Origin of the sequence: Pseudomonas sp. NBRC 111140, from assembly GCF_001320885.1 — a bacterium.
In the GTDB taxonomy this organism is placed as follows: Bacteria; Pseudomonadota; Gammaproteobacteria; order Pseudomonadales; family Pseudomonadaceae; genus Aquipseudomonas; species Aquipseudomonas putida_P.
In genome coordinates this window covers 12,596-33,538 of the sequence record NZ_BCBQ01000074.1, presented here as the reverse complement: position 1 = coordinate 33,538, position 20,943 = coordinate 12,596, and the positions used below count along the sequence as shown (strand labels likewise).

Genomic DNA, 20,943 nt, shown 5'->3' with positions numbered 1-20,943 from the left:
CTTATGGTGCCAATGGCCACCGCGTGGAAAGCGCCGAAGGCCTGCTGCCGCTGCTGGAACACTGCATCAAGACCCCAGGCGTGCACGTGATCGACTGCCCGGTCGACTACAGCGAGAACGACCGCATCCTCAACAGCGAGTTGCGTGAGCGCGCGCTGGCGGTATAACGCCTGACAGGGCTGGCGCCACTTCATGTCTGGCGCCGTGCCCTTGTTGTAACAGCCTTGTGCTGCGAAGAGGCCCGTATAGCCGACACATCACTGTCAGCCGTACGGGCCTTTTCGCAGCACGAGGCTGCTACAACCATTCAGCCCAGATCGAGCAACCGTTTCAAGCTGGCCAGAATGGCATTGGCGTCATAGGGCTTGCGTGTGACGGGCACGTGCTGCAGGTGCTCGGGAATGCTGATGCTGTCGCCATAGCCGGTGGCGAACAGGAACGGAATCTGCCGACGCACCAGTTCATCGGCCACAGAAATGGATGTGCCAGTGCCCAGGTTGACATCCAATATCGCGGCATCCGGTGTGCGACTGGCAATCAAGCGCAAGGCTTCATCTTCGGAGCTGACGGTGATCACGTCCTTGATCTGCGCATCGTTGAGAATCTGTTCCAGGCCAATCGCGATCACCAGCTGGTCTTCGAGGATCAGCACACTCAGCCCTGTTTGCGCTGCGAAGATATCCTTGGCACGTGCGATGGGCGCAGCCAGGCTCGCGGGTTCGGCAGCCTCGGCCACGGAAAGGTGCATTGCAGGAATCTTGAACAACCCTTGCAGGCCTTCGGCGTGATACTCCACCGCGCTCGTGCCGCCAAGGTCGAACGGGATACTGCGGTCGATCAGCACCGAGCCAAAGCCATTGCGGGTAGGTGGCCGAACCGTTGGCCCGCCGCTTTCACGCCAACTGATGGCGCAGGCGTTGGTAGCGTCGATGGCCCAGCTCACTGCAAGCTTGCCGCCAGCCCGCGACAGCGCGCCGTATTTGGCGGCATTGGTTGCCAGCTCGTGCAGCACCAAAGCCATGACCGAATAGGCGCGGGCATCAAGGGTAACATTCGGGCCCTGCAGCTCGATCACCCCAGCGGCGGTGCGGTAGGGTGAAAGCTCTGCCTCCAGCAGCTTGGCCAGTCGCCCGCCACCATCACCACGTACCACTTGATCGTGAGCGAGAGACAACGCCTGGATGCGCCCCTTCAGTGTCGTCACGTAGTCCTGCAGTGTCTGGCTTTCCGAGGTCGGGTGGGCAACCAGAGCGCCGATCAACGACAGAATGTTCTTGACCCGATGATTGAGTTCTTCGTTGAGGATGCGCTGGCGCACTTCAGCCTTCGTGCGCTCGCTGGCCAGTAGTTCGCTGTTGTACAGCACCACTTCGACGATGGCGGTACGGATGGAGTCGCCAAACTGGCGGTCCTGTTCGGTCCAGGGCAGCGACTGCTGGTGAACGGTTTCTTTCCAGATGGCAAAGCTTTTGCGGGGTGTCAGGCGGTCGCCCAGCAAGCCGCTGTCGTAGGTCTTGTTCGGGTCCCCGGCCCAGTCGAGCGTCTCGACCACCTCCTTGCGGAAGAAGATCAGGTAATCCCTCGGCTGCTGCGACATCGGGATGATCAGGACGCCCGATACTTCGGTGAAGTATGCCTGGGCTGAAGGTAATACCATTGACAGACGGTTGGACGCCCAGGTCCGGCCTTCGCTGACCATGTCTGCCAGGCGCAGCAAATCGGGGACGGCCGTTTTAGGCGGCGCCAGGCCGACGGTTGACCAGCGGCCTTGTAGCGACATGCCGATGCCATCGCAGGGGATCAGCGACATCAACCGTGGCAGGCGTGCGTGGAAGAACGTATCGATGTCAGCTGTCTGGTTGGCGTCGCGCAGCATGCTGTCCAGCGCTTTGTGAACCTGCACGGCAGCTTCGAGCTTCTGCCGGCTGCGCAAGGTCTCGATGTGCAGGGAGAAGAACTCGCCGAACATCTCCGCGGCTACCCGCTGCCCCATGGCCAGCGTGCGGGGTGCATAGTGGTGGCAGGCGATCATCCCCCACAGTTCGCCGTTGACGATCACCGATATCGACATCGAGGCGCCCACGCCCATGTTGCACAGGTACTCGCAATGGATCGGCGACACGCTGCGCAGGTGCGCGTAGGACAGGTCGAGCGGTTCGCCTGACGGATCGAGGACAGGCTCGATGGCCACCGTTTTGAACTGGGCGTCGGAAATGACCCGGATCGGGTTGCGCAGATAAAGCGCACGGGCCTGCTGCGGGATGTCGGACGCGGGAAAGTACTGGCCCATGAAGCTTTCGAGGTCGCTGCGCCTGGCCTCTGCGACCACCTTGCCGGCACCGTCGGTGCCTAGCTGGTAGATCATCACCCGGTCATAGCCAAGCACTGCCCGGACAAAGCGGGCGGCGTCGCGGAACAATTTGCTGGTTTGTTCGATTTCGCGCAGCTGGGCAATCAGGGTTCGCGCCAGCTCAATAGGCTCGGCGATGCTGGCGCCGGCCGGTTCGAACTCCAGGATCGCAGTGCCTTTGAACAGGTGGGCGGCGACATCGAAAGCCTGGCCGTTAGGCAGCCTAACGCTGAAGCTGAGTGCAGGGCGCGAGGCTTCGCGGGTACGGGCCAACGCGTTGCGCAAGGTGTGGGCTACCTCGTCCCCTAGCACCGCTTGCAGCTTCTGGCCGTTGATATCGCCTGTTATGCCAAGCACATCCGGGGCGTTGACTGAATGGCGCAGGACCACGGTCGCCGATGCATCACAGGCCAGCAGGCAGCCGTGGGGTTGGATGCTGCCGGGCGTCTGGATGGGCTCGCGGTCGCAGTTGGTCAGGTTTACTTGGGGGTTGAAGGTCATTGGCCGGTGCCTGTGGCTAAAGGGGAGGCAGCCAGCACGGCCTCCATCGTCCGTCAGACTAGCAGGCATTGCCGCATTTGGGCACGGCAGGTGAAAGCGCGCTTGCAAGCAAGGCCGAGAGGTTTGCATGCTCCGGCCCCTTACCTGTTACGTGATTCACTACGCTTCTTCGAAATGCATCTCGGGTGGCTGCTTGCTGAAACCGCGGGTAATTGCGGTCAGGTAAAGCATGCCCAGGCACAACCATCCCAGCCCCAGGTAGATTGCCAGGTGATCCAGGCTTGCCATCAGCCACACGTTGGACACCAAGCCCACCAGTGGGAATGCCAGGTATAGAAGTACGGCTGTGCCGCCGCGTTGCCCCATGGCCAGCCAGTAATGGAAGATGACCGCCAGGTTGACCAGGCTGAAGGCCAGGAAGGCGCCGAAGTTGATGAACGAAGTGGACGTGGTCACATCCATGCGCAAGGCGAGCAGGGCGACGACCCCGCACAGGATGATACTGGGCACTGGTGTGCTGAAACGCTCGCTCAGCTTGCCAAAGAACGACTTGGGCAACACACCGTCACGGCCCATTGCATACAGCAGCCGGGAGGCGCTGGCTTGAGCCGACAGGCCAGAGGTGAACTGGCCAACGATCAGCCCCAGCAGGAAAACGCTCACGAACAGGTCGCCGCCGATGTTCTGGGCGATTTCATAGGCTGCCGCATCTGCGTTGATGAAGTCGGTAGACGGGTGGGCCAGCTGCACGAAGTAGCTGCAGGCGATGAACAGACCGCCGCCAATCAGGGTGATCAGCAGGATGGCCCTTGGGATGTTCTTGCGTGGCTCCTTGGTCTCTTCAGTGAGGGTGCTGACGGCATCGAAGCCGAGGAAGGAGTAACAGGCGATCGCGGCACCGCTCATGATCAGCGGCAACTGGGCACCTTCCTTGTAAAAGGGCTCGAGGGTCCATAGCGGTACCGTGGGATCACCCCACACGTAGTGCACGGCGAGGGCGACAAACGCCGCCAGCACCAGAAGCTGAATGAGCATCAGCAGGCCGTTTACGGTTTTCGCCAGGCGCAGGCCAATCACATTGATGGTAGTGGTCACAGCGATGAACGCCAGAACCCAGATGGCCTGCGGCACACTGGGGAAAGCCGAGTGCAGGTAGGCGGCACCAATCAGCCAGATCGCCATGGGCAGGAACAGGTAGTCGAGCAGCACCGCCCAACCGGTGATGAAGCCCAGTTGCGGGCTGATCGACTTGCGTACGTAGGTATAGGCGGACCCGGCAACCGGGAAGGCGCGCGCCATGTTGCCATAGCTCAAGGCGGTGAACAGCATGGCGATGGCGGCCGCAAGGTAGGCTGCGGGCACCATCCCTGCGGTGGTATCCGCCAGAATGCCAAAGGTGCCAAGGACGATGATCGGGGTCATGTAGGCGATGCCGAAAAGCACCACCGAACCCAGCGAAAGTGTTCGCTTGAGTGTGGCCATTACTGCTTGCTCCAGCTTGTGATTGTTATTCAGAGTCGAACGTGCTGCCGTCCTTGGCGGCCTTGCTTGCCCGTGAGGGGGCTTGAATGGCGGAGTATCAGGCGGGGACGATCAATTCGCGCAGGCCGTTTTCATGCTCGAGCAGTTCACCCGGCAGGCGAATACGGCGCTGGGCGATGTAGCTGTAGTCGCGCCGTGCTTGTTGCAGTTGCTCCATGGCCAGCTCGACGGTCATGCGGCACTCGCCACGGCCCGCTTCGCATAGCAACTGGCCGTAGGGGTCGACCACGGCACTGCCACCGGCAAAGACCAGGCCGCCATCACCGTCACCGACCCGGTTGACCATGACCGCGAAGGCCTGGTTTTCCATGGCACGTGCGCTGATGGCGGTTTTGTGAGTTGGGCCATACGGGTCCATGTTGCCGTTGGTGACGATGATCAGCTCGACGCCGAGCTGGCCCAGGGCGCGGGCGGATTCGGGGAATTCGATGTCGAAGCAGATCAGCAAACCGACACGCACGCCTTTGAACAGGGCGGTGGCATAGCGATCCCCTGGGGTGAACACGCCGGAGTCCGATGCCCACAGGTGGGTCTTGCGGTAGCTGAGGGCGACGCCCTCCGGCGTGACCAGCACGGTGGTGTTGTAGAAGTTGCCGTCGACGGCGGCTTCGGCCATGCCCACCACTACGGCAACGTCCCGCGCACAGGCTGCCTGCTGAATGGCCGTGATGCTCGGGCCATCGAGCGCTTCGGCGACCTGGCCAATGTTGTCTTCGGTAGGGAAGCCTGTCAGCTGGGTTTCGGGAAACACCAGCAGGTCGGTACCTGCGTGGCAGTTGTTGATTGCCTCGATGGTACGCTGCAAATTGTGTGCGGTGTCGCCATCGCGACCGGCCAATTGCACAAGTTCGACCTTCATGTGGATTCCTCGACTGTCTGCTTCAACCACCATGCGCAAGCGGCATGGGGCGTAAAAAACGACCCCGGTAAAGGTTCGGTCAGCGTAAGCTAGCCCGGATTATGGGGTGGTGATCACGCTTGGGGTATTACGCCCACGTGGTAACCCTGCAGGGGTAGAGGATGAATTTTACGCTGCACGACATTGCCTGGCACCGAGCGGTGGGCCAACTGATCGAAACGCTCGATAAAGCGCATTTCTGGCCTGCCCTGGTGCGGCTGTTGAACGAATACGTGCCCTGCGACAGTTGGGTCGCGCTGCTGTTTTCGGCGGGGCAACCGCAGGTGTTTGCCGAATGCCCCAGTGAGGACGGCAACCCTGATCCGCTGTTCCAGGATTACTTGAACGGCCTGTACCTGCTGGACCCCTTCTATGTGGCCAGCCGCGAAGCTGCGGCATCTGGCCTGGTGCGGCTGGCGGACGTCGCCCCCGAGTGCTTCGAGCAGACCGATTACTACCAGCGCTACTTTCGCCTCAACGTGGTAGCGGATGAAATTCAGTTCAACGTGCAACTGGATGCGCAACGTACGCTTTGCCTTTCACTTGGCTGCAAACGCCGTTTCACCCTTGAACAGGTCACCCTGCTGGAACTGTTGCGGCCTTGGGTGTCTGGCCTGATGCGCCAGCGCATGGCTTTCGAGCGAGAGTTGTTGAAGGCGGCCACCAAGCCTGCGCCGCACTGGCAAAGCCGCATGGAGGAAAAGGTCGAGCAGATGCAGTCGCCGCTGACCGGACGTGAGCTGGAAGTGGGCCGGCTGATGCTCAGCGGCTGTTCGAGCAAGGAGATTGCGCGCAAGCTGGAAATCTCTGTCGAAACCGTAAAGGTGCACCGCAAGCATATGTACAGCAAGCTGGGGATCAAGTCGCAATCGGAGTTGTTTTCGCTGTTTCTTCAGGCCCAGCTGGGTTGACTCAAGGTGATGTAGGCTCCGCGCGTTCATCGGTGAACCCCAGCTCACGGATGAACATCGAAAACAGTTCCGGGTGGGATGAGATGTTCAGCTTCGCGTACAGGTGGCGCCGGTGCACCTTGATGGTCTCCGGCGAGATCCCCAGCCGTTGCGCCATCGCCTTCGACGAGTAGCCGCGCAGTATCAGGCGGGCAATTTCCAGCTCGCGCTCGGACAACAGGCCTTGGGCAAACCTGGCCAAGGCATCGCCAACCGGTGGCCGCACGGGCACCGAGATGTCGCTACGCGCCCAGTGCTGCTGAAGCAGGGCCAGCACCCAGGCACTGACCAGGTTGAACTTGCCCAGTTCCGTTGCATCGAAAGCGCGGCGCATGCCCAGCGACAGTGACAACACCCCGTCCGGCAACTGCAACAGAAACTGGATTTCGTCCACCAGCACATGGTCCTGGAAGTAGTTCTGGTAATAGTCCGTTTGCCAGAAATGGTCCGGGGCCACTTCTTCCAGGTGGTAGCAACCACTGGCCAAGCCTTCGCGGGCGGCCTGGTAGAAAGGGTCCAGCAGGTACAGGCCGTCCAGGTACAGCTCACCTGCGGCCGGCGCTGGCGCGGCGTCGTATTCCTCAAGCACCTGGGGCGCGCCATGGGCCGCGAAGTGAATCGCCAGTGCGTTGTCGAACGGCACCCAGTGGCGTAGCACCAGGATCAGCTGGCGCCAGAAGCGCGGGCTGCCAATCTGCTCGATCGCTCTGGCCAACGCGGTATGAGCGGCAACTTCATGAAAGAGAATGTCCACGACGGCGTCCTTGAAAGCGGTAGGGCATTGGCGCTCGCTTTGCCACAGCTGTCAACCGGGGGTACCCCTTAGTGGGAATTGTCCGACTGGGCGCTGGCGCATAGATTTCATCCCCATCAAGCGGGCCGTCGAGCTCGCCATGTTTCGTTTCCTGGTTCTGCCTCCTGACACTAACAACAACGTGAGGATGAACAAATGACGTCCTGTAGTGCACCCCTCTCGAAACTGAAACCGACGCTGAGCGTCGCTGATGTCGTCGCCATCACCGTATCTTCGGTCACCCCCGCCAGCTCGGTCTTCGTCATCGCGCCATTTGCCATCGCCCAGGCAGGTACCGGGGTGATCTGGGCCTTCATGCTCGGTGGCGTGCTGGCGCTGATGTTTGCACTTTGCTATGCCGAACTGGGGCGCGCCCACAGTGCTGCCGGGGGAGAGTACGTGTTTGCCAAACGGGTATTTGGCGGCATGGCCGGTTACGCCACCTTTCTTACCGTGCTGGCGATGCTGGTGTTCATTCCACCGGTACTGGCAACCGGGGCTGCCACGTACTTGAATGCGGCGCTGGGCTCCCAGCTTGATGGGCAGGCGGTGGCCCTGGTGATTGTCGCCCTGGGGTATCTGCTGGGTATCCTCAATATAAAGTTGAACGCATGGGTTACCGGCATCTGCCTGTTGCTTGAGGTAGCGGCGCTGATGGTGATCGTGGTGCTGGGCTTCGGCCATGCCCAGCAACCGCTCACCAGCCTGGTCAGCCCACTGGTGCTCGATAACGGGATACTGCATGCGGCACCCTGGGCGCTGGTGATTGGTGCGGTCGGCACGGCGTTGTTTTCCTTCAATGGTTTTGGCGGCGCAGTGTTGCTGGCAGAAGACATGAAGTGCGGCGGGCGTGGCATCCCCAAGGCGGTGCTGTGGTCACTGGTGCTGGTGGTGGCCATCGAAGTGATCCCGCTGCTGGCACTGCTGATCGGCGCGCCCTCGCTGGAGGCGATGCTGGCCAGCCCGGACCCGATTGGCTACCTGCTGACGGCGCATGGCAACGAAACGCTGTCGCGCCTGGTGAGTGGCGGGATTTTCCTGTCGGTGTTCAACGCCATCATCGCCCTGGTGATCCAGAGTGGGCGGGTGATCTACAGCAGCGGGCGGGATGCGTTGTGGATGCCGGCCCTGAACCGTACATTCACCCGCATTCATCCCAAGTGGGAGTCGCCGTGGTTGGCCACGCTGTTCCTTGCCGTGCCTTCCACGGCCCTGACCTTCAGCTCCAACCTGGCAGAACTCACGTCTTTCACCGTACTGCTGATCCTCTGTGTGTACCTGGTCGTGGGGTTGTGCGCACTGTTCAGCCGGGTACTGCGCCGTGATCGCGAGCACCCGTACCGCATGCCGCTGTGGCCGTTGCCGGCACTGGCTGCCGTGACCGGTGCCGGTTACCTGCTGACGACCCTGCTGAGTGCGGCTTCGGCCCGGGACATCTTCATCATTGTCGGGCTTCTGCTTACCTCCATGTTGCTGTATGGCACATATGGCAGGTTGAGCCCGGCGTTTCAGAAACTTTGAGCGAGAGACATGATGCGAACACGCGACTTCGGTATCACGCTGGGCCTTGGCCAACCGGGCCCGTACAACGCAATCACCGATGTACCGGGTGTACGGGTTGGCCACGCCACCCTGAACACGACCCATGACGGAAAACCTGTGCGTACCGGTGTCAGTGTCATCGAGCCCCGCGAAGGCCCGGCGCGCCATCAGCCTTGTTTTGCCGGCTGCCATGTATTGAACGGCAATGGCGATGCCACAGGCCTGGAGTGGATTCGTGAAGCGGGCCTGTTGACGACCGCCATTGCCACCACCAACACGCACAGCGTTGGGGTGGTGCGCGACGCGCTGATCGCCCACGAGCATGCGACCCTGGCGGACGCATCGACCTACTGGTGCATGCCGGTGGTGATGGAGACCTACGACGGCGTGTTGAACGACATCTGGGGCCAGCATGTCAACGCGGACCTGGTTCAACAAGCGCTGGGGGCAGCATGCAGCGGGCCGGTGGCCGAGGGTGGCGTAGGCGGCGGCACCGGGATGATCTGCCATGAGTTCAAAGGCGGGATTGGTACGGCGTCACGGGTGTTGCTGGCAGAGCAGGGTGGCTGGACGGTGGGCGCCTTCGTTCAGGCCAATCATGGCCAGCGTCGTGAGCTGCGGGTGGATGGCTATCCCGTGGGCCGGGTGTTGCTTGGCCTTCCTTCGCCATTTGACCAGCAGGACACCCCTGGCATGGGCTCGATCGTGGTGGTATTGGCCACCGATGCACCGTTGCTGCCACATCAATGTCAACGCCTGGCGCAACGTGCTGCGCTGGGCATTGCCCGCACCGGGGGCGGCACCGATGACTCCAGTGGCGATATCTTCCTGGCCTTCTCGACGGGGAACACCGGGCTGGCGCCTGCCGATTACAACCGCCGCGATCTGCCGGTGACCGCGCAAGTGGCGATGGTCAACAACGACCATATTTCGCCGCTGTTCGCCGCGGCGGCCGAGGCCGTGGAGGAAGCCATTGTCAACGCGATCCTGGCAGGCAGGTCGATGCTGGCAGGAGATGGACGAGAGGTGCCTGGCCTTGAGGGTGCACGCTTGCTGATGGCCCTCGAACAAGTGGGCTGGAAGGCTCAAGGTTGATACTTGGGGAAGTGCGTATACCTGGGGAGTACAGATGTTCTCCTTTCGATAATTGCTTGTATGCAGGCGGTGATCGGTGGTCTCATCCCGCGCCTGAGCCAACAGGTATTGAAAGATGAACCGCCCGCTATTTGTTTCCATCGATGGGCCCAAGGGCACCGGCAAGACCACGCTGCTGGAAGCCGTTACCCAGGCCCTGAGGGTGGAAGGAAAAAAGGTGATTCGTCTTTGCGAAAGAAACAACGACCCCTACCGGCGCGAAACCATGGCCCTGGTCAACCAGCTCGCCAGAAGCCCTTGCCAGGACCTGGAGTTCAGGGTGTGCGAACGCTTTGCTGCAAGCCGTGCGTGGATTTCCCGACATGTACTGCCCAGGCAGCCAGCTGACAGCATCATCCTGATTGATCGCTGGTACCCCTCTGACGCTGCGTTCCGCCGCACTGTGCCGTTTGACCATATCTTGCGCCTGAACCTTGAACGAAGCGTGCAAGTGCCAGATTTGCATGTCGGGGTTGTCACCGCCCCAGAAACTTCATGGGCAAGGGCTGCGGCCCGCACGCGCGGGCTGGGCAGCACGGTTATCCACAACCTGGATGAGCAGGTGGCCTGTACCGAGGCGTTCGAGCGGGCGGTTGCAGCGCACGGCTGGGTGCTGTGCCGCAATGAAGGGACGATCGAGGCGGCCACACGGCAACTGGTTGGCGAGATTGATCGAGTACTGCGAACGAAATGGACTCAAGCCTCGACCGATGAGTGATGGCCTGTGATCAGCCATTGCCCATCAATGCGTTCAAAGGTGAATAAAAACCTTGCCGGCACCACGTGCTGCTCACCGCCATTGCGGTAGACGAAGGTGTAGAGCCCGCCGACCACCACGGTGCCGAGCTTGCGGCTGACGCGCTTCTTGAACACCTGAACGTCACACACCAGCCCATCATTGGCCAGGAAGTTGTCGAAGTAGCTGCGTCGGCTGTCATCACAATCGCGCACCTGGTTGGACAAGGTCGGCACCAGAATGGCGTCTGGCGCATACAGTGCCAGCACCTGCTCCACGTCACGCGTGGCTACCGTTGCAGCCCACCGATAAAGCGCCGCCTTGGCACCCGCCAGGCAGGCCAGTTCGGTGTCGGCATAGGGTTCAATGTTCTGGGCTGCGGTAGGCGTAGCGCTCATGGGGGCTTGCTCACATAAGGTTCAAAAGGGATGGGTGGCATGTTCATGCCGGGATGAGATAATGTGTTATAACATAACATTATCGAGACAAGTTTCAGATCATGTCCCTCAAGTGCGAACACCTCGTGGTGGGCAGGAACCAAAAGGAAGCTCCTGCATGAGCCGAATCCTTGTCAGGAATGCCCGCTTGGTGAACGAAGGCAAGGTTTTCGATGCAGACGTCCGGGTTACCTGCGCACGCATCGAGAAAATCGCCAGCAGCATCTGGGGTTGCCGCTGGTGCTGCATGCACTTTCGGCGTTGTGTTGAACGAACACTGTCAAGGGTTGCCTCTGGCATTCAATGCACAGCGGCACTGACCCTTTTGAACCTGACGCAAGAGTGATAGCGATGAACGAACAAGAGCTGCTTCGCATGCCTGCACAGGCCTACATGGATGCCTCGCAGCAGGCATTCTTCCGTGACCTGCTGCTGTCGCAGCGCACAGTGTTACAAGCGCGAATCTCCAGCGAGTTCGAACTCATGCGCACATTCGAGCCAAGCAGTGACCCTTCCGACCTGGGCACTGTGGAGGAGCAACGGCAATGGCAGTTGCGCCTGCTCGAGCGGGAAAAGAAGCTGCTGGACAAGATCGACGAAGCCCTGCAGCGCCTTGCTCGGGGCGAATACGGGTGGTGCAAGGACACTGGCGAGCCCATCGGCCTGAAACGCTTGCTGCTGCGGCCAACAGCGACGCTGAGCATTGAGGCCAAGGAGCGGCAAGAGCGCAGGGAGCGGCACATACGCGATGACTGAGGCGCTCAGCCTGATCTAAGTGTTCAACGGTAACCTCGCACTCGGATACCCCTTTGGAACCTGAGGAGGTTACTCGATGAATGCGCCGAGCAGCACTTGGCTCAACAAAGTACCGGAAGTGACGCTGTCCTTCTGGATCATCAAGATCATGTCCACCACGGTGGGCGAAACATTCGCCGACTTTCTCGCCGTCGACGTAGGCTGGGGGCTGGCCATCACCAGTGCGGTGATGGCCGTGCTGCTGGCGGGTGCGTTGGCCTTGCAGTTGCGCAAGCGCCACTGTGAACCCTGGATTTACTGGCTGTGCGTGGTGCTGGTGAGCATTCTGGGCACCCAGATCACCGACATCCTGACCGACGAGCTGGACATCAGCCTTTACGCCAGCACAGCGTTTTTCTCGGTGTTGCTGGCTGCCAACTTTGCGATCTGGTACGTGCTGGAGCGCAACCTGTCGATACGCGAGATCGTTACCGCAAGGCGCGAGCTTTTCTATTGGACCACCGTGCTTTGTACTTTCGCGCTAGGCACTGCTGGCGGTGACCTGGCTACCGAAGCGTTGGGGCTTGGCTTTGATATCGGCGTGGTGATCTTTGCCGTATTGATCGCCGTTTGCGTGCTCGCCTGGCGACTGGGCGCCAGTACGGTGCTGGTGTTCTGGGTGGCTTACATTCTGACTCGACCACTTGGTGCTTCCCTGGGCGACCTGCTGACTCAATCGCACGCATATGGCGGCCTCGGCATGGGGGCCACCTGGACCAGTGCACTGTTTCTTTGCGTCATCTTCATCCTGGTCGGCGTTGCCCAGTTCAGCGCCGAACAGTCCAAACGACTCGCCCGTTGATCAAAAAGGTAGTTACCCATGATTTCGCATCGTTTACGCATAGCGACGTTGGCAATCGCCTGCACGTTTGGCGTGCTGCTAACCCAAGGTTGTTCCAAACCGGATCAACAACAAACACAGCAGGCACCTGCGGGCGCCCAAGCAGCGACCAAGCTGGGCGACCTCAGCCCATTCCGGGCCATTGCCGAGGATGTGGCGGCCAAGGTCGATGCCCAGGACTTGCCGGCTGCCAAGGCCCGCATCAAAGACCTGGAAAAAAGCTGGGACGACGCCGAGGCCGGGATCAAGCCACGCGCGGCCAGCGACTGGCATGTACTGGACAAGGCTATCGATCGGGCACTCGATGCACTGCGTGCAGGCCAGCCGCAGCAGGATGACTGCAAAGCGGCAATGGATGCCCTGTTGAAAGCTTTCGACAACCTGCAAAGGCCACGACAAGGTTGAAGCGAGGAACAATCAGTCACCGTGCACTCGGCTATTGTTCCATCACGTGCTCATTTTGGGGAAGGCAATGCGGGTGTTACTGGTCGAAGATGACTGCATGATTGCCCAGGCACTGCAGGACGCGCTGGCAACAGCGGGTTACGCGGTGGACTGGGTAGCCGATGGCCCGACCGCAGAGGCGGCCTTGCGCACGCAGGCCTACGACCAGGTGCTGCTCGACCTGGGGTTGCCCGGACAAGATGGGCTGCAATTGCTGCAACAGCTGCGTGCCGCCGACAACCCCGTTCCCCTGCTGATCATTACCGCGCGCGCGGAGCTTGATGACCGCGTGCGCGGGCTGGATGGCGGGGCGGATGATTTCTTGCAAAAGCCCTTTGAAATGGCCGAATTGCTTGCCAGGATGCGCGCCGTCATGCGGCGCAAAGGCGGGCGCGCGACCCCTGAACTGGGCAACGGCACGGTCAGCCTGGACCTTGTCAGCAAATGCGCCAGGGTGATGGCTCAGCCGCCTGTTCAGCTTTCCAACCGAGAGTTCGCCTTGCTTCAGGCATTACTGATCCGCCCGGGGGCGATCTTGTCGCGGGCCGAACTGGAGGACCGGCTTTACGGGTGGGGGAACGAGGTCGAAAGCAACGCGGTGGAGTTTCTCATCCATGCCTTGCGCCGCAAGCTGGGCAAGGATGTGATTCGCAATATCAGGGGGTTGGGATGGATGGTCTCAAAAGGCGCCTGAACCAGTCCCTGCAGCTCCGCCTGTCGCTAGGGTTGTCCCTGGCGATACTACTGGTTGCGACAATGAGTGGGGTATTCAGCTACTTCTCGGCCTTCGATGAGGCGCTTGAGCTGCAGGACAACAGCCTGCGCCAGGTTGCGGCGTTGTACATGCGCCAAGGTTTGGCATTTCATTACCCAGCCAACGAACATTCTGTCCCAGGCGACGATGAAGAAACCCGCATCGTCATCCAGTATCTGGCTGATGGACAGGCCGTCAGCCATGCTGATGACAGCTTGTTGCCGTTGCCCATTCCGGGCGCCGTGGCCAATGGCTTGTCTACCGTAAATGTCGGAAACGAACCTTTCCGTGTGCTGGTGAACACCGATTCTTCCGGCAAGCGTTTTGCCGTTGCGCAGGAAATTGACAGCCGCAATCGCGATGCCCGCGATAGCGCATGGCGTGCATTGCTGCCATTCGCCATCCTCTTTGCCATTTTGCTGGTGGTGGTGGCCAACCTGATTCGCGAGCTGTTCAGGCCTGTCGCGAGTTTGGCGGCAATGCTCGACCGCCGTGATGATCAGGACCTGCGGCCGATTGATGAGCGTATGCTGGCTATCGAAATACGCCCTTTCATCCAGGCAATCAACCGGCTGCTGGCGCGTGTTGCCCGCACCCTGGAGAGCCAGAAGCGCTTTGTCGCCGATGCAGCCCATGAACTGCGCACCCCCCTTACAGCCCTTTCACTGCAGGTGGAAGGCCTTGAACCCGAAGCAATGACGGCCCGCGCCCAGGCCCAAGTGGCCCAACTGCGGCTCGGTATCGCCAGAAGCCGCAAGCTCATCGAGCAACTGTTGGCATTGGCGAGCGCCCAGCTCGGCGCGCTGCCGACACCTGCGGTATCCCTGCATGAAGTCTGCCGTCGGGTGCTGGAAGATCTGATGCCCTTGGCCGAGCAGAAGCAGCTCGACATTGGCCTGGAAGGTGACGATGCACGCTTGCCCATACGCGAAGTCGAGTTGAGGACCGTGATCAGCAACCTGGTCGAGAACGCCATTCGCCATGCCCCTGTGGCGGGCCATGTCGACCTGCGTGTGGAGCAGGGCGTCGGCCAAGTCACGCTCAGTGTCAGCGACGATGGCCCGGGCATTGACCCGCAAGAGTGGGAGCGCGTGTTCGACCCGTTCTATCGCGGCACTGGCTCGGTGGGGGAAGGCTCCGGCCTGGGGCTGTCGATTGTACGGACCATTGTTCAGCGTTGCGCAGGCGAGGTGGACGTGGGGTACACCGATGCGGCGCGCCGCCAGGGCTGGCGGGTATGTTTGCGTTGGGTGACAAACAGCGGTTGACGATCCGTCAGGGTGTCAGGCGCCCTGACGGTCGATATCCCGGCGCAGGACCACCGAAGTGGTAATGTCATCCACTGATTCGTGACGTGCCACATTGTCGCGTACCTGGTTGAGGTCGTCGATTGTCCGTGTCTCCACTTCAACCACCAGGTCAAGCTGGCCGCTCACCGATGAAACCCGCCGCACGCGCGCGTCCGTTGCCAGCTGGTCGAGCAGCCCCATGGCAGGTGTGCGCTGCAACGTCACCAGCAAGATCGCCCTTATCACGTTGGCGTCTATTTCGCCGATGTCCGCCCGATAGCCACGGATGATCCCGCTGCGCTCAAGGTTGGCGACGCGCTCGGTAGTGGCGCTTCTGGAAAGGCCTATGCGGCCGGCCAACGCCTTCAGCGCAATACGCGCATCTTTCGAAAGTACTTCAAGAATCTCACGATCTTTTGCGTCCAGGTCACGCATTGCACCACCCAATAAGCTCGCCGTCTTTATGCCGGCCGGAACCGGCATAATGCCTGTCGATCCCGACCGTATGCAGGGTGTCGGTTTCGGTGGTGCATGACAAGCTATTGAAAAAACAATTTGCTCGCTCGGAACGTGATGATATGACAGACCTTTCCCACCCGGCACCTCGGTTTTCGGCAAGCGATGCAGAGGGCCTTGCAAAAGATTTCTTCAATGTCACCGGCATTGCAACGCCCCTGGACGGGGAGCGTGATTGCAACTACCGGCTGAAGACGGGCATGGATGCAGGCTGGATCCTGAAAATCGTCAATGCCAGCGAGCCCAGGGTAGAAAGCGAGTTTCAAACCGCGCTGCTCGATCACCTGGCCGTGCATGGCGCGCACTTGGGCGTGCCTCACCTGCGGGCCAGCGTGGCGGGCGATTACCTACCGACGGTGACCAGCGCCACAGGTGAACAGCACGCGGTGCGCCTGGTCAGCTGGTTGGCCGGCACGCCGCTCGCCGAGGCCAGGCGCTCCTTTGCGCTGATGAGAAACTTCGGCCAGGCACTCGGTGAGCTTGACCGCGCCCTGCAGGGCTTCATGCACCCGGGCGCCGTTCGTGAACTGGACTGGGACCTGCGCCATGCGGCGCGCGCTCGATCACGCCTGCACTGCATCAAGAGCCCCGAGCGGCGGGCCATTGCCGAACGTTTCATCACCCAGTTCGAGCAGACTGTCCAGCCCAGGCTGGCTTCACTTCGCGCCCAGGTGATCCACAACGACGCCAACGACTGGAACATTCTGGTCGATGCCGAATCCACCAGCAACGTAACTGGCTTCATCGACTTTGGCGACGCAGTGCATAGCGTGCTGATTGCCGAAGTCGCGATCGCCAGCGCTTACGCCATTCTCGACATGGACGACCCGATCGGCGCTGCTGCTGCGCTGGTGGCCGGCTTCCATGAAAAGTACCCGCTGCAAGCGCAAGAGCTTGATGTGCTGTTCAACCTGATTGCCATGCGCCTGGTCATCAGCGTGACGTTTTCTGCTTCGCGGCACGATCAGGCAGGCGACAATCCCTACCTGGCGATCAGTGAAGCACCTGCCTGGCGCCTGCTGGAACAGCTTGATGCGATGAACCCACGGCTGGCCACCGGCATCCTGCGCAAGGCCTGTGGTTTCGATGCCATCGACGGTGCCGGGGAAATCCGCCGCTGGATTGCGGATAACCACAAAGCGTTCGCCGACCTGGTGCGCCCTTCAGCCGCCATCCTCAACAAAGTGATCGCGCCGTTTGGCGACGCCAGCCACGAAATGACCATCGCTTCGGCCGAGCAACGTCCTGCGGATGCGACCCGCTGGTGGGACGCGTTCTCTGCCGCGCACAAGGTGCCGCTGGCCATCGGGCCATGGGGCGAGTTGCGTACTATCTATACCGACAGTGCTTTCGAGTCCCGTTTCATCAAGGGCCAGCGTCGCACCTTGCATGTGGGGGTCGACCTGGTGATGCCGGCGGGTACGCCTTTGTACGCACCGGTCACCGGCACCGTCAGAAGCGTCGAGGTAGAACCAGACCCGCTTGGGTATGGTGGCCTGGTGATGATCGAGCACGCACCGGCAGGTTGCCCGCCATTTCTGACCTTGTGGGGGCACATGGCCCATGAGGCGCTCGGCCGCTTGAAAGCCGGTGACAAGCTAGTGGCTGGCGACCTGGTCGGTTACATGGGCACCGACCATGAAAATGGCGGCTGGATCCCCCACCTGCATCTGCAGATGGCCACCGATACCCAGCTGACCGCGAGCGAGGTCATTGGCGTTGGTGAGCCAGAGTACCGTGACGTGTGGGCTGACTTGTTCCCTGATGCCTCGATGTTGGCCGGCATTCCGCCAGAGACCTACGACCAGCAGGGCATGACCAAGGCCCAGATCATTGCCAAGCGCAAGGAGTTGCTGCTACCGAACCTGTCAATTTCGTACACTGACCCGATCAAGTTCGTGCGTGGCGATGGCGTATGGCTGATCGACAACTTCGGGCGGGCCTACCTGGACTGCTTCAATAACGTCTGCCACCTGGGCCATAGCCATCCCGATGTGGTCGAAGCCTTGACCCGTCAGGCTGCGCGACTGAACACCAATACCCGCTACCTTCATGACAACATTGTCGAATATGCCGAACGCCTGACCGGCACCTTGCCAGAGGGGCTTTGCGTCGCGTCCTTTGGTTGTTCGGGCAGTGAAGCCAACAGTTTGATGCTGCGCATGGCGCGCAACTACACAGGCAGTGACCAGGCAATCGTGCTGGACTGGGCCTACCACGGCACCACCCAGGAGCTCATCGACCTGAGCCCATACAAGTACAAGCGCAAGGCCGGCAAAGGCAGGGCGGCGCATGTTTACGAGGCGGTGGTCCCGGACAGCTACTACGCGCCCGAGCATTGGCCAGTGGAAGAGCACGGCAAGCGCTTTGCCGAGTCGGTAGCAGAGCAACTGGATGCCATGCGCAAGGCAGGCAAGAAGCCCGCTTTTTTCCTTGCCGAGTCGATTCCCAGCGTGGCGGGGCAGGTGTTCCTGCCCGAACACTACCTGCAGGAGGTATACGCCATGGTGCGCGCCGAAGGTGGGCTGTGCCTGGCCGATGAGGTACAGGTCGGGTTTGGCCGTGTGGGCAGCCACTGGTGGGCATTCGAGACTCAGGGCGTAGTGCCGGATGCTGTCACCATGGGCAAGCCGATCGGTAACGGCCACCCGATGTCGGCGGTCGTGACCACGCGCGAGGTTGCCGATGCCTTCAACAACGGCATGGAGTATTTCAATACCTTCGCCGGCAACCCCGTGTCGTGCGCGGTAGGCCTGGCAGTGCTCGATGCGATCGAGCGCGACCAGTTGAAGGAAAATGCCTTGAACGTTGGCAATTACCTGCTCGATGGTTTCCGCAAGCTGCAGCAGCAATTTGATGTGATTGGTGATGTGCGCGGCCTGGGCCTGTTCCTCGGCATTGTGCTGGTCACTGACCGTCAGTCGAAGGTGCCGGCCACGGCCTTGGCCAGGAAAGTAGCCGACGGCGCCAGGGAGCGCGGCGTGTTGATCGGCACCGAGGGCCCGCATGACAATGTGTTGAAAATGCGGCCTTCAATGATTTTCAGCCGGGCCAATGCCGATTTCCTGCTCGAGGTGCTGAAAGACAGCTTCATCGCAGCGCTGAAATAGCCTATCGGCTGGGCAGGAGGGCGTGCCGAGGGGCACGCCCTTTGTCGTGTGCTCAGGCTTTTTGGCGGTCAATATCGCGCCGTAGCACCACCGCCGTAGTGATGTCGTCTACAGAGTCATGGCACGCCACAGCGTCTCGTACCCGGTTCAAGTCATCGATCGTCCTCGCCTCTACTTCGACCACCAGGTCGAGTTGCCCGCTGACCGATGAAACCCGTTTCACCTGGGCGTTTTGTGCCAGCAGGTCCAGCAGCCCGAGTGTTGGTGTACGTTTCAGTGCTACCAGGATAATCGCCCGTATTACATTGGCATCGATTTCACCAATGTCGGCACGGTAGCCGCGAATGACCCCGCTACGCTCCAGCTGCAAAACCCGCTCGCTGGTAGCACTTCGCGACAGGCCGATTCTTGCCGCCAGCGCTTTGAGTGCCACGCGTGCTTCCTTGGAAAGTATCTCGAGGATTTCCCGATCTTTGATGTCTAATTCGCGCAATGCTGGCACTCCTGCCTGTTCACCGGTAAATGGCCGGATGCCCCAGTGAAGTGCAGGAGGCACGCCAGCCGAATACTTGCTAGTTTTTGGTGCATTGCAAGACACTACTCCAGTTTTGAAACCGGTCGAAGTAGCGCCGACATTATGTCGGTCGATCCCGGCAATGTGCCACCCGAACACGCACATTGCAGGGTGATTTCAAGGTGTCCGTGTGCAAAGCTCTTTGTGAAGGAGGGGCCATCAGCGCCCCAGACAATAACAAATACAAACTTCCAAGGAGTGCCTCGATGCGGGTAAGAAAAACCAGGATGCTACTTGCATCCAGCGCAGTGGCAGTAATTGCATTGTTCTCTCAGGGCGTGGCGCAGGCCGATGACCTGCAGGCAGTTCAAGAATCAAAAACACTGCGCGTGGCCATGAGCGGCCAGTACGCTCCCTTCAGTTTCGCCAACGAAAAGAATGAAATTGTGGGTTTCGACGCCTCCATTGGTGAAGCACTCGCCCAGCGCTTGGGTGTAAAGATAAAAATCATCACCACCCCCTTCGACGGCATTATTGCCGGGCTGTTAGCCAAAAAGTATGACGCCGTCATCGCTTCGATGACCATTACTCCCGAGCGGCTGAAAGCCGTTGATTTCGTGGGGCCTTATTACCATGCGGGCCGTACCATCGGTGTAAAGGAAGGCTCTCCGATCAAGGGGCTGGATGACCTCAAGGACGTCACCGTTGGCGTTACCTTGGGCGACTCGCATGACAAATGGGCGCGTGCTCGCGGCAATCTTAAAGTGCGCACCTATAAAGGGTTGCCGGAAATGCTGGTCGACCTGGATGCCGGGCGTATCGATGCGGTAGTGATGGACAGCATTCCGGTCATGGTTGCGGTAAAGGAAACCGGTCAGAAAGTGCGCATCATCAACCTGCCCGACGAGCAGGGTGGCCGTGAAGGCCTCGGCATTGCCATCCGCAGGAACAACCCTGAACTCAAGGCCCAGTTGCAGAAGGCCCTGGACGAGATCCTGGCCGATGGCACTTATAAAGAAATCTCCATGAGATGGGTGGGTAGCGACATCCGCTGATGCACACCTGCAGTGGCCTGGCCGACAGGTTGGGCCAGGTTGGCTGAACTTTGTGAGTGGTTTTTATGGACCTGTCATTGATCCTCCGTACCTACCCGTTTTTCATGGAAGCCGCTTGGGTAACTGTGCAAATTTCATTACTTTCATTATTACTGGGTTTGGGCCTGGCAATCATTCTCGTGGCAGGCAGGTTATCGCCAGTCATTATCCTGCGATGGGCAGCCAAGATTTACGTCAGCGTATTTCGCGGTACGCCCTGCCTCGTGCAGTTGTTCATTATCTACTTTGGCGGGCCACAGATAGGCATAGAGCTGGAGCCATTCTCTGCTGCGGTGATCGGCTTAGGCATGAATATCGCTGCGTATATGTCCGAGTCCATCAGAGGTGCTATCGACAACGTCGACCCTGGCCAGGAGGAGGGCGCACGGTCAATTGGTTTCAGCCGCAGGCAGACGCTGTTGTTCATCATCATTCCACAAGCACTGAAACTCATGATCAGGCCGCTTGGCGTCAATGCCATTGGCCTGATAAAGGGCTCTGCCCTGGTGTCGGCCATTTCGGTTGTTGAACTGACATATACCGCGCAGCGCTTCATCAGCTCAACTTACAAACCGTTCGAGATATTCATGGTGTCGGCGTTGCTTTATATCGTCATGGTCTACTCGGTCAAGTACTTGGTGGAAGTACTGGACCGGCGATACGCGACCAAGTGAGGAGTACCCGTGGAAGGATTAAACCTGAG

Annotated in this window: 21 protein-coding genes; 14 read left to right on the top strand and 7 right to left on the bottom strand. The window is 60.3% G+C overall.

The annotated features are described in order from the left end of the window. Positions 1 to 167: hypothetical protein (locus APH42_RS30565; RefSeq protein ID WP_177336859.1), on the top strand; the 167-nt coding region annotated here is incomplete at its 5' end. 140 nt (positions 168 to 307) lie between these two features. On the opposite strand, the gene APH42_RS21125 is transcribed toward APH42_RS30565, so the two are convergent. The 3 genes from APH42_RS21125 to APH42_RS21115 all read right to left on the bottom strand — a co-directional run bounded on the left by APH42_RS21125 (position 308) and on the right by APH42_RS21115 (position 5,252). Continuing rightward, on the bottom strand, positions 308 to 2,851 hold the full coding sequence (locus tag APH42_RS21125; protein WP_060494154.1) for an HWE histidine kinase domain-containing protein: 2,544 nt from the start codon (positions 2,849 to 2,851) through the stop codon (positions 308 to 310). A 159-nt stretch (positions 2,852 to 3,010) separates the two neighbouring features. After that, the gene (locus APH42_RS21120) at positions 3,011 to 4,333 is read right to left on the bottom strand and encodes an APC family permease (protein ID WP_012272227.1); all 1,323 of its coding nucleotides are present in this window, start codon (positions 4,331 to 4,333) and stop codon (positions 3,011 to 3,013) included. Between the two features lie 97 nt (positions 4,334 to 4,430). Continuing rightward, positions 4,431 to 5,252, bottom strand: coding sequence for a carbon-nitrogen hydrolase family protein (locus tag APH42_RS21115; protein ID WP_060494153.1), 822 nt, complete (start codon positions 5,250 to 5,252; stop codon positions 4,431 to 4,433). Positions 5,253 to 5,413: 161 nt separating this feature from the next. Between APH42_RS21115 and APH42_RS21110 the strand changes: the two genes are divergently transcribed. After that, entirely contained in the window at positions 5,414 to 6,202 is a 789-nt protein-coding gene (locus APH42_RS21110) for a helix-turn-helix transcriptional regulator (RefSeq protein WP_060494152.1), read from the top strand. Between the two features lies 1 nt (position 6,203). On the opposite strand, the gene APH42_RS21105 is transcribed toward APH42_RS21110, so the two are convergent. Further along, positions 6,204 to 6,995 carry a helix-turn-helix transcriptional regulator gene (locus APH42_RS21105; RefSeq protein ID WP_060494151.1) on the bottom strand — a complete coding sequence of 264 codons (792 nt, stop codon included), beginning with the start codon at positions 6,993 to 6,995 and terminating at the stop codon, positions 6,204 to 6,206. A 195-nt stretch (positions 6,996 to 7,190) separates the two neighbouring features. On the opposite strand from APH42_RS21105, the gene APH42_RS21100 reads away from it, so the two are divergent. The 3 genes from APH42_RS21100 (at position 7,191) to APH42_RS21090 (ending at position 10,428) form a co-directional block, all read left to right on the top strand. Next, entirely contained in the window at positions 7,191 to 8,555 is a 1,365-nt protein-coding gene (locus APH42_RS21100; RefSeq protein ID WP_060494150.1) for an APC family permease, read from the top strand. A 12-nt stretch (positions 8,556 to 8,567) separates the two neighbouring features. After that, on the top strand, positions 8,568 to 9,671 hold the full coding sequence (locus tag APH42_RS21095; RefSeq protein ID WP_060494155.1) for a P1 family peptidase: 1,104 nt from the start codon (positions 8,568 to 8,570) through the stop codon (positions 9,669 to 9,671). 115 nt (positions 9,672 to 9,786) lie between these two features. After that, positions 9,787 to 10,428: a dTMP kinase gene (locus APH42_RS21090; protein ID WP_060494149.1), complete on the top strand. Its 642-nt coding sequence runs from the start codon at positions 9,787 to 9,789 to the stop codon at positions 10,426 to 10,428. Here APH42_RS21090 and APH42_RS21085 read toward each other — a convergent pair. Then, complete coding sequence (locus APH42_RS21085; RefSeq protein ID WP_012272234.1) at positions 10,407 to 10,844, bottom strand: SgcJ/EcaC family oxidoreductase; 438 nt, start codon at positions 10,842 to 10,844, stop codon at positions 10,407 to 10,409. The genes APH42_RS21090 and APH42_RS21085 overlap by 22 nt on opposite strands. A gap of 157 nt (positions 10,845 to 11,001) precedes the next feature. On the opposite strand from APH42_RS21085, the gene APH42_RS29440 reads away from it, so the two are divergent. From APH42_RS29440 to APH42_RS21060, 6 genes are all read left to right on the top strand, one after another. Next, positions 11,002 to 11,229 carry a hypothetical protein gene (locus APH42_RS29440; RefSeq protein WP_069942644.1) on the top strand — a complete coding sequence of 76 codons (228 nt, stop codon included), beginning with the start codon at positions 11,002 to 11,004 and terminating at the stop codon, positions 11,227 to 11,229. 5 nt (positions 11,230 to 11,234) lie between these two features. Next, positions 11,235 to 11,639, top strand: a complete 405-nt coding sequence (dksA, locus tag APH42_RS21080; RefSeq protein WP_012272235.1) for an RNA polymerase-binding protein DksA — start codon at positions 11,235 to 11,237, stop codon at positions 11,637 to 11,639. 76 nt (positions 11,640 to 11,715) lie between these two features. Further along, the gene (locus APH42_RS21075; RefSeq protein ID WP_012272236.1) at positions 11,716 to 12,480 is read left to right on the top strand and encodes a membrane protein; all 765 of its coding nucleotides are present in this window, start codon (positions 11,716 to 11,718) and stop codon (positions 12,478 to 12,480) included. A gap of 18 nt (positions 12,481 to 12,498) precedes the next feature. Continuing rightward, entirely contained in the window at positions 12,499 to 12,924 is a 426-nt protein-coding gene (locus APH42_RS21070; protein WP_012272237.1) for a hypothetical protein, read from the top strand. 67 nt (positions 12,925 to 12,991) lie between these two features. Further along, positions 12,992 to 13,657 (top strand): response regulator, encoded by a 666-nt coding sequence (locus APH42_RS21065; protein WP_060494148.1) that lies wholly within the window; start codon positions 12,992 to 12,994, stop codon positions 13,655 to 13,657. Further along, entirely contained in the window at positions 13,633 to 14,985 is a 1,353-nt protein-coding gene (locus APH42_RS21060) for a HAMP domain-containing sensor histidine kinase (RefSeq protein ID WP_060494147.1), read from the top strand. The genes APH42_RS21065 and APH42_RS21060 overlap by 25 nt, the downstream gene beginning before the upstream one ends. A gap of 15 nt (positions 14,986 to 15,000) precedes the next feature. Here APH42_RS21060 and APH42_RS21055 read toward each other — a convergent pair whose 3' ends face one another. Further along, entirely contained in the window at positions 15,001 to 15,441 is a 441-nt protein-coding gene (locus tag APH42_RS21055; RefSeq protein ID WP_021784634.1) for an Lrp/AsnC family transcriptional regulator, read from the bottom strand. Between the two features lie 143 nt (positions 15,442 to 15,584). Here APH42_RS21055 and APH42_RS21050 point away from each other — a divergent pair, with 143 nt between their 5' ends. Continuing rightward, positions 15,585 to 18,632: an aminotransferase class III-fold pyridoxal phosphate-dependent enzyme gene (locus APH42_RS21050; protein ID WP_060494146.1), complete on the top strand. Its 3,048-nt coding sequence runs from the start codon at positions 15,585 to 15,587 to the stop codon at positions 18,630 to 18,632. A 52-nt stretch (positions 18,633 to 18,684) separates the two neighbouring features. Here the strand turns inward: APH42_RS21050 and APH42_RS21045 are convergent, their stop codons facing one another. Beyond that, entirely contained in the window at positions 18,685 to 19,125 is a 441-nt protein-coding gene (locus APH42_RS21045; RefSeq protein WP_060494145.1) for an Lrp/AsnC family transcriptional regulator, read from the bottom strand. A gap of 287 nt (positions 19,126 to 19,412) precedes the next feature. On the opposite strand from APH42_RS21045, the gene APH42_RS21040 reads away from it, so the two are divergent. Next, entirely contained in the window at positions 19,413 to 20,201 is a 789-nt protein-coding gene (locus APH42_RS21040) for an ABC transporter substrate-binding protein (RefSeq protein WP_060494144.1), read from the top strand. 65 nt (positions 20,202 to 20,266) lie between these two features. Next, positions 20,267 to 20,914, top strand: a complete 648-nt coding sequence (locus APH42_RS21035) for an amino acid ABC transporter permease (protein ID WP_012272244.1) — start codon at positions 20,267 to 20,269, stop codon at positions 20,912 to 20,914. Positions 20,915 to 20,943: the final 29 nt, after the last annotated feature.